Annotated in this window: 8 protein-coding genes and 3 pseudogenes; 7 read left to right on the top strand and 4 right to left on the bottom strand. The window is 68.9% G+C overall.

Going from position 1 to position 8,107, the window contains the following annotated elements:
* Nucleotides 1–235: pseudogene (locus tag GUY61_RS30790) on the bottom strand (hypothetical protein); the annotation flags it as partial.
* A 108-nt stretch (nucleotides 236–343) separates the two neighbouring features.
* Here GUY61_RS30790 and GUY61_RS30785 point away from each other — a divergent pair.
* The 4 genes from GUY61_RS30785 (at nucleotide 344) to GUY61_RS30770 (ending at nucleotide 3,525) form a co-directional block, all read left to right on the top strand.
* On the top strand, nucleotides 344–1,135 hold the full coding sequence (locus tag GUY61_RS30785; protein WP_166633534.1) for an ABC transporter ATP-binding protein: 792 nt from the start codon (nucleotides 344–346) through the stop codon (nucleotides 1,133–1,135).
* A 48-nt stretch (nucleotides 1,136–1,183) separates the two neighbouring features.
* Nucleotides 1,184–1,612 carry an NfeD family protein gene (locus GUY61_RS30780; RefSeq protein ID WP_166633533.1) on the top strand — a complete coding sequence of 143 codons (429 nt, stop codon included), beginning with the start codon at nucleotides 1,184–1,186 and terminating at the stop codon, nucleotides 1,610–1,612.
* 98 nt (nucleotides 1,613–1,710) lie between these two features.
* Nucleotides 1,711–2,664 carry an SPFH domain-containing protein gene (locus GUY61_RS30775; RefSeq protein ID WP_166633532.1) on the top strand — a complete coding sequence of 318 codons (954 nt, stop codon included), beginning with the start codon at nucleotides 1,711–1,713 and terminating at the stop codon, nucleotides 2,662–2,664.
* 81 nt (nucleotides 2,665–2,745) lie between these two features.
* Nucleotides 2,746–3,525, top strand: coding sequence for a sulfite exporter TauE/SafE family protein (locus tag GUY61_RS30770; protein WP_166633531.1), 780 nt, complete (start codon nucleotides 2,746–2,748; stop codon nucleotides 3,523–3,525).
* Nucleotides 3,526–3,592: 67 nt separating this feature from the next.
* Here GUY61_RS30770 and GUY61_RS30765 read toward each other — a convergent pair whose 3' ends face one another.
* From GUY61_RS30765 to GUY61_RS30755, 3 genes are all read right to left on the bottom strand, one after another.
* Entirely contained in the window at nucleotides 3,593–4,096 is a 504-nt protein-coding gene (locus GUY61_RS30765) for an HNH endonuclease (RefSeq protein WP_166633530.1), read from the bottom strand.
* Nucleotides 4,097–4,322: 226 nt separating this feature from the next.
* On the bottom strand, nucleotides 4,323–4,862 hold the full coding sequence (locus GUY61_RS30760) for a YbhB/YbcL family Raf kinase inhibitor-like protein (RefSeq protein ID WP_166633529.1): 540 nt from the start codon (nucleotides 4,860–4,862) through the stop codon (nucleotides 4,323–4,325).
* Between the two features lie 52 nt (nucleotides 4,863–4,914).
* Complete coding sequence (locus GUY61_RS30755; RefSeq protein ID WP_166633528.1) at nucleotides 4,915–5,712, bottom strand: sporulation protein; 798 nt, start codon at nucleotides 5,710–5,712, stop codon at nucleotides 4,915–4,917.
* 163 nt (nucleotides 5,713–5,875) lie between these two features.
* On the opposite strand from GUY61_RS30755, the pseudogene GUY61_RS30750 reads away from it, so the two are divergent.
* The 3 genes and pseudogenes from GUY61_RS30750 to GUY61_RS30740 form a co-directional block, all read left to right on the top strand.
* Nucleotides 5,876–6,135, top strand: a pseudogene (locus tag GUY61_RS30750) (DNA-3-methyladenine glycosylase); the annotation flags it as partial.
* Nucleotides 6,136–6,147: 12 nt separating this feature from the next.
* Nucleotides 6,148–6,759, top strand: coding sequence for a DNA-3-methyladenine glycosylase (locus GUY61_RS30745; RefSeq protein WP_166633527.1), 612 nt, complete (start codon nucleotides 6,148–6,150; stop codon nucleotides 6,757–6,759).
* 568 nt (nucleotides 6,760–7,327) lie between these two features.
* Nucleotides 7,328–7,693, top strand: a pseudogene (locus tag GUY61_RS30740) (DNA-3-methyladenine glycosylase); the annotation flags it as partial.
* Nucleotides 7,694–8,107 lie beyond the last annotated feature (414 nt).

The following is an 8,107-nucleotide window of genomic DNA, read 5'->3' as shown; positions in this document are numbered from 1 at the left end:
CCAGCGGATGCCCCGGAGCGGGCAGCGCCACCCGAAGCCCCGTCGCCCCCAGCGCCCGCAGCCGGCCCAGCGCCAGCGTCAGCCCCACCGGCCGCGTCTCGCCGGGCAGGCCCTCGACGCGGTGCACGGCGTCGTCGCCCGCAATGCGAGACGCGGCCTCGTCCGGGGATACGAGTCCGGCAAGCAGGGCATTTCCCCAAGCGGCAAGCAGTCCTGAGCGCGGTTCCATGAGCATGGGCCCAGCCTAGAGACTGGGCCCGCCGCACGGTGGCGTAAGTTTTCCCGGGGGCTGTGCCTACCGGCGCACGCGACATCCGAGACTGCAATGGGAGACAACGCGCTCATGAGCGATGTACTGGAGCTGGTGGACGTATCCGTGGTCCGCGAGGGCCGGGCTCTGGTGGACCAGGTCTCCTGGTCGGTCAAGGAGGGGGAGCGCTGGGTCATCCTCGGCCCCAACGGCGCCGGCAAGACCACCCTCCTCAATGTCGCCTCCAGCTACCTCTTCCCGACCAGCGGCACCGCCCGCATCCTCGGCGAGCAACTCGGCAAGGTCGACGTCTTCGAGCTGCGCCCGCGCATCGGAGTGGCCGGCATCGCCATGGCCGAGAAGCTGCCGAAGCGGCAGACCGTCCTGCAGACGGTGCTCACCGCCGCGTACGGCATGACCGCCACCTGGCAGGAGGACTACGAGGACGTCGACGAGCAGCGGGCCCGCGCCTTCCTCGACCGGCTCGGCATGACCGAGTACCTCGACCGCAGGTTCGGCACCCTCTCCGAGGGCGAGCGCAAGCGCACCCTCATCGCCCGCGCGCTGATGACCGACCCGGAACTGCTGCTCCTCGACGAGCCCGCCGCCGGCCTCGACCTCGGCGGCCGCGAGGACCTCGTACGCCGCCTCGGCCGCCTCGCCCGCGACCCGTACGCCCCCTCCATGATCATGGTGACCCACCACGTCGAGGAGATCGCGCCCGGCTTCACCCACGTTCTGATGATCCGTCAGGGCAAGGTGCTCGCCGCCGGACCGATCGACCTCGAACTCACCTCCCGCAACCTCTCCCACTGCTTCGGCCTCCCGCTCGTCGTCGAGCGCAGCGGCGACCGCTGGACGGCTCACGGACTTCCGCTGTCCTGATCGCCGCGCGCCCTGTCCGACCGCGACCGGCGGCTCTACCATGAACACGTGGAAATAGAAGCGTGGTTGTGGTGGCTGATCGCCGCGGTCGGACTCGGTATCCCCCTTGTCGTCACCGCGATGCCCGAACTCGGCATGTTCTCCGTGGGCGCCCTGGCGGCCTCTATCACCGCTGCCGTCGGGGGCGGCATGGTGGCTCAGTACCTCGTGTTCTCCATCGTGTCCGTGGCCCTGGTCGCCGTCGTGCGGCCCATCGCCGCCCGCCAGAGATCCGAGCGTGCCCAGCATCCGTCCGGCATCGATGCCCTGAAAGGCCGTCAAGCCGTCGTCCTGGAACGGGTCGACGGCAGTGGAGGCCGCGTCAAGCTCGCCGGCGAGGTCTGGTCCGCACGCGCCCTGGACGACCACCAGTCCTTCGAAGTAGGCCAGCACGTCGACGTGGTGGACATCGACGGAGCGACCGCCGTCGTCATGTGACCGAACGCGGTGCACCAAGCGCAGCGGTCTGCGAAGATTGATCATCGGATCGTCGGCAACCAAGCCAACAAGGCAACGAAGGGCACGGGGAAATCGCGATGGAACCGATCATCATCGTCCTGATCATTCTGGTGGTGCTCGTCTTCATCGCCCTGATCAAGACGATCCAGGTCATCCCGCAGGCGAGTGCCGCCATCGTCGAACGCTTCGGCCGCTACACCAGGACCCTCAACGCCGGTCTGAACATCGTCGTCCCGTTCATCGACTCGATCCGCAACCGCATCGACCTCCGCGAACAGGTCGTGCCCTTCCCGCCGCAGCCGGTGATCACCCAGGACAACCTGGTGGTGAACATCGACACCGTCATCTACTACCAGGTGACCGACGCCCGCGCCGCGACCTACGAAGTCGCCAGCTACATCCAGGCCATCGAGCAGCTCACCGTCACCACCCTGCGCAACATCATCGGCGGCATGGACCTCGAGCGGACCCTGACCTCCCGCGAGGAGATCAACGCGGCCCTGCGCGGCGTCCTCGACGAGGCCACCGGCAAGTGGGGCATCCGCGTCAACCGGGTCGAGCTCAAGGCCATCGAGCCGCCCACCTCCATCCAGGACTCGATGGAGAAGCAGATGCGCGCCGACCGTGACAAGCGCGCCGCGATCCTCACCGCGGAGGGCATCCGCCAGTCCCAGATCCTCACCGCCGAGGGCGAGAAGCAGTCCGCGATCCTGCGGGCCGAGGGTGAGGCCAAGGCGGCCGCCCTGAAGGCCGAGGGCGAGGCCCAGGCCATCCGTACGGTCTTCGAGTCCATCCACGCCGGCGACGCCGACCAGAAGCTGCTCGCCTACCAGTACCTCCAGATGCTCCCGAAGATCGCCGAAGGCGACGCCAACAAGCTGTGGATCGTGCCCAGCGAGATCGGCGACGCCCTCAAGGGACTCAGCGGCGCCATGGGTACCTTCAACCCCATGGCGGGCATGGGCGGCAACGGCAATGGCAGCGGCGGCGGCAAGAGCGCTGACCGCCGCGAACAGCCCCCGATCGACTGAGCCGCCCACGCGGTCGTGCATGATCGGTGCGAGCCCCTCGACCTCAACGGGCGGGGAGGCGACCACTGACCATGTAAGGAGATGGCTTTGTCCATCTGGGAAGCACTGGCGGTCCTCGCTGCCGGCGTCGGCGCCGGCACCATCAACACCATCGTCGGCTCCGGCACCCTGATCACCTTCCCGGTACTGCTCGCCACCGGGCTGCCGCCGATCACTGCCAACGTCTCCAACTCCCTCGGCCTCGTACCCGGCTCCGTCAGCGGTGCCATCGGCTACCGCGCCGAACTGCGCGGCCAGGGCCGCAGGGCCCTGCAACTCGGTCTCACCGCCCTCGTCGGCGGCCTCACCGGCGCCGTCCTCCTCGTCGCGCTGCCCTCGTCGGCCTTCGACGCGATCGTCCCCGTGCTCATCGCCCTGGCCCTCGTCCTCGTCCTGCTACAGCCGCGTCTCGCCAGGGCCGTACAGCGCCACCGGGAGAAAAAGGGCAACACGGGCGGGACCCACCCGCACGGAGGCCCCGTCCTCCTCGTCGCGCTGCTCCTCGCCAGCGTGTACGGAGGCTACTTCGGCGCCGCCCAAGGCGTCCTCTACCTCGCCCTGATGGGGCTCCTCCTCGACGACAGCCTGCAACGCGTCAACGCCGTCAAGAACGTCCTCGGCGCCATCGTCAACGGCGTCGCCGCCTGCTTCTTCCTCTTCGTCGCCGACTTCGACTGGACCGCCGTCCTGCTCATCGCCGCCGGCTCCGCCCTCGGCGGCCAGATCGGCGCCAGGGTCGGCCGCCGCCTTCCGCCCGCCGCCCTGCGCGGCGTCATCGTCGCCGTCGGCGTGATCGCCATCGTCCAGCTCCTGCTGCGCTGACCCGCAGCACGAAGGCCCGCTCCCCACCAGGGGAGCGGGCCCGCAAGTGAGCACGCGCGGCGCGCCGTTACGCCGACCTCGCCAGCCACCCCGGCAGCGCCGCCCGGTCACCGGCACCCAGCGTCAGCAGCATCGCGTCCTGCGGAGTCGGCTCGTACGGCCGCGTCAGCAGCGGCATCCCCGCCTGCTCCGGCGTACGGTCCGCCTTCCTGTGGTTGTCCTCCGCGCAGGAGGCCACCGTGTTCAGCCAGGTGTCCCTGCCACCCTGCGACCTCGGGACCACGTGGTCCACGGTCGTCGCCCGCCGCCCGCAGTACGCGCACCTGTGCCCGTCACGTACCAGGACACCCCGCCTCGACCACGGTGCCTGTCTTCGGAACGGCACCCTCACGTACCTGCACAGCCTGATCACCCGGGGCACGGGTATGTCCACCGCGGCAGCGCGCATCCGCAGTCCGGGGTGGGCCTGCTCGACCACGGCCTTGTCCTGGAGCACCAGCACCACCGCGCGGTTCAGCGTCACCGTCGACAGCGGCTCGAAGCTCGCGTTCAGAACCAGGGTCTCCCGCATCTCGCCCACCTCCCGTGTGCCTGCCCGTCCCCCGACGGGCTTGGGCTTGGATCAACTCTGGCCGGGCACGCCGGGATGGACAACGCAATATCCCCGGGGCCGCCACCTCGGGACCCTGGAAGAAAAATGCCCGCCTCTGATCTCTCCAAGACCAGAGGCGGGCAAACACTGGGTGAATCCGGACCGGCACGCCCCGTCCTCGGGGGCCGACGGCCGCCGTCCGGGCTCAGCCCCGTGCGGGACTGGCGTACTCACCGATCAGCTGCGCACGTGCCAGCGTGTGGAACCGCAGATTGAAGCCCACCGCCGCGGGGGAAGTGTCCGCGCCGGGACCCAGCTTCTCCCTGTCCACGGCGTACACCGTGAAGACGTAGCGGTGTGCCGGGTCACCGGGCGGCGGAGCCGCACCGCCGAAGTCCTTCGTCCCGTAGTCGTTGCGTGCGTGGACCGCCCCTTCGGGCAGCCCCTCGAACCTGCCGCTGCCCGCGCCCGCGGGCAGTTGGGTCACCGACGCCGGGATGTCGAACAGCACCCAGTGCCAGAAACCGCTGCCCGTCGGCGCGTCCGGGTCGAAGCAGGTCACGGCGAAGCTCTTGGTCTCCGCCGGGAAACCCTCCCACCGCAGATGCGGTGACACGTTTCCCACCGCGTGCACCTGCGCGTCGTTCAGCGTCGCGCCCGGCGTCACGTCGTCGCTCACCACAGTGAAAGACGGCACCGGGGGGTGGAAATCGTGGGGGAGCGGTGCCCTCTTCGCCTCGGTCACTTGAGAACCTCCAGAATCGGATGTCGTGCTCGGCAGATCGGCACGTCCGAGCCTAGAACCAGTTGCGGCGCCCGCCGACCTCGGCGAGCCACTGGTTCAGATACGCCGCCCAATCGGTCTCCTGGTAGGAGTGCAGCCCCGCCGTGAACGCCCGGTAGGAGTCACTGCCCTCGGTGAACAGGCCCGGCTTCTTGTCCATTTCCAGGACGACGTCCATCTCGTGCCCGTCGGCGATGAACGTCACCTCGACCTGGTTCAGCCCGCGGTAATGCTGCGGAGCGGTGAACTCGATCTCCTGGTAGAAGGGCAGCTTCTGCCGGGTACCCCGGATGTGGCCGCGCTCCATGTCCGCGCTCTTGAAGCGGAAGCCGAGCTGCCCGAAGGCGTCCAGGATCGCGTTCTGCGCCGGCAGCGGGTGCACGGTGATCGGGTCCAGGTCACCCGCGTCCACGGCACGCGCGATCGCCAGCTGGGTCCGCACGCCGATGTCCATCTTCGGAAGCTTCTGACCCGAGAACGCGGTGATCGGGGTCTCCCAGGGGATCTCCAGACCGAAGGGCACCACGTGCTCGCCGCCCGGCTGCACGGTGAAGGCGCCGCCCAGCTCCTGCTCGGCGAACTTCATGTTCTGCAGGTGCTCCGTGTCATTGCCCTCCAGGTCCTGGCCCTCGACCTCGACCTTCGCCTGCAGCGCGACGGAGAGCCCCTGGATCTGCTGGTCCACCTTTCCGCCCTGGATGCGGACCTCGCCCTGCACCACCCCGCCGGGAACCACGTTCTCCTCGAAGAGCACCGTCTCCACCGAAGCACCGCCGGCTCCCATGCTGGCGAGCAGCCGCTTGAACCCCATGGTCGTTCTCCCTCTTTCACCCAATATCAACTGGCTCTGCGCACCGACACACACGCGCGTCGGCGACCGTCCGGTTCCGTTCCTGCCCACCCTGGCAAGCCGGACGACCCGTGACCACCGTCCGCACGCACCGCATCCGGTACGTCCACTAGGCTCGTACGACATGATCACGGCCCCCGACCGTACGCCGCTCAGCCGGGACTTCTTCGACCGCCCCGTCCTCGAGGTCGCCCCCGACCTCATGGGCCGCGTCCTGGTGGGGACAACGGAGGACGGTCCCATAGAGCTCCGGCTCGCCGGGGTGGAGGCCTACGCGGGCCCGCTCGACCCCGGCTCCCACGCCTACCGCGGCCGCACGGCGCGCAACGGCGTGATGTTCGGTCCGCCGGGGCATGCCTACGTCTACTTCACCTACGGCATGTCAAGTCGGTCAGCATGAACGTTGCGAATTTCGCTCATCCCGCTGAAGAAGTCGCCCCCAGGCTGCTCGGTGCCATCCTCACCCACGAGACACCCGAGGGAACCGTGAGCATCACCGTCACGGAGACCGAGGCGTACTCCGGTACGGCCGACCCCGCCTCCCACGCCTACCGAGGCAGGACACCCCGAAACGCCGTCATGTTCGGACCCGCAGGACACCTGTACGTCTACCGGTCTCACGGTCTCCACTGGTGCGCCAACATCGTCACCGGGGCAGACGGCATCGCTTCAGCTGTCCTCATCCGGGCAGGCAGGGTCATCGAAGGGGAAGACCTGGCACGCAAGCGGCGAGGGGGCAAGGTCGCGAGTCCACGTCTCGCGCGGGGTCCGGGAAACTTCTGCCAAGCGCTCGGCATCACGGCAGAGCACAACGGCACAGACCTACTGGCAGGCGCCTCAGTCACGCTGTCCGAGGGTGAGCCAGTACCCGCCGCACTCATCCGGGTTGGTCCTCGGGTGGGCGTGAGCAAAGCCCACGACTGGCAGCACCGCTTCTACCTCGCCGGTGATCCAACGGTCTCGGCGTACCGACTGAGCCCGAGAGCCAAGCCGTCCCCCGGAGCCTGAGCCGCTGTGCGCCTCGCTCGCGGCTCGCCGGTGGGTCGGCGCGGAGTTGGGTCCGAAGATGCGTGATCGCTCGCGAGCGAGGTCGCAGTCCGGGTCCGCGAGCCCGTCCGCCAGCTCAGTCAGGCGCAGGTTGAGCTCGCCCGCTGACTGCTGGTCGTCCAATCCATCCTCCTCATGACCCTTCCGAACCGCACCGAACCCGTCGTGACGGGCCTCGGCAGGCCCGGCGGGCGATTCGTACGGCCCCGCCGTCCACGCGATCTCCACCCGGTAGGTGCCCGGGGGAATCCGCACCGCCAGCTCCCGTGGGGGACTCGTCGGCTGTCCTCGCTCGTACTCCCAGGTTTCGTCGTCATGCCACGGCGCGTCCACGACAAGACGGCCGCTGGGTATGCGAATGGCGGCCACCTCTTCAATCCCCGTGACCACGACGGGCGTTGTCGGATCGTCGTACACCGTCCCCAGGTGCTCCCCGGGCGTGAACGCCGTTGACCGGGTCGGTTCGCCGTGGTACCGCCACTGTGTCGGATGCCGCCCGGCAGGTCGCGGAGGTAGGCAGCCAGACCGCCCGGAGGGCACGGCGAGCGCCGTCCTGCTCCGCACGGGCGAGATCACCGCGGGTGCCGAGCACGCCCGCAAACGTCGAATCTCGGCCCGTGACGAGAAGGAACTGGCCAAAGGCCCCGCGCGTCTGGCGACCGCCCTCGACGTGGACCGGGCCCTGGACGGCACCGACGTCTGCGCCGTCCCCGCGGGCCCGCTCTCCGTGCCGGCCGGCATTGCCGCACCCTCCGACCAGGTGCGGACGGGCCCGCGCACCGGCGTCGGTGGCGACGGGGCCACCCACCCCTGGCGCTTCTGGATCGAAGACGACCCGACGGTGAGCCCCTACCGGGCGCACAGCCCGCGCCGCCGCTCCGGCCGCGGAACTTGACTCGGCCGGGCCGGACGCCTAACGTAGCCCGAGCCGCTTGACACGGGCACTGCTGTCGACGCCGACCATCGGTCGGCAGTCCGGGCAACCTGGAAGCGGCCAACCACTACCGACGACAAACCCGGACGGGTTCAATTTTCGGCGTGCCCGGAATTCGAATCCGCAGACTCGATTTGAGTCGCCGGGGAAATCGGCTAAAGTAGTGAACACGCCGGGACGCGAAAGCGAAACGGCAGGCAGGAAATCCCGCCGGCCGGGAATCGGACGCGAAAGAGTCTGATAGAGTCGGAAACACCGAAGGGAAGCGCCCGGAGGAAAGCCTCGGAGAGTGTTCTGGGGTGAGTACGAAGGAAGCGTCCGTTCCTTGAGAACTCAACAGCGTGCCAAAAGTCAACGCCAGATATGTTGATACCC

Source organism: Streptomyces sp. GC420 (genome assembly GCF_009916105.1).
Taxonomy (GTDB): domain Bacteria; phylum Actinomycetota; class Actinomycetes; order Streptomycetales; family Streptomycetaceae; genus Streptomyces.
The sequence above is the reverse complement of the archived record's forward strand: the minus strand, read 5'-3'. Positions and strand labels throughout refer to the sequence as shown.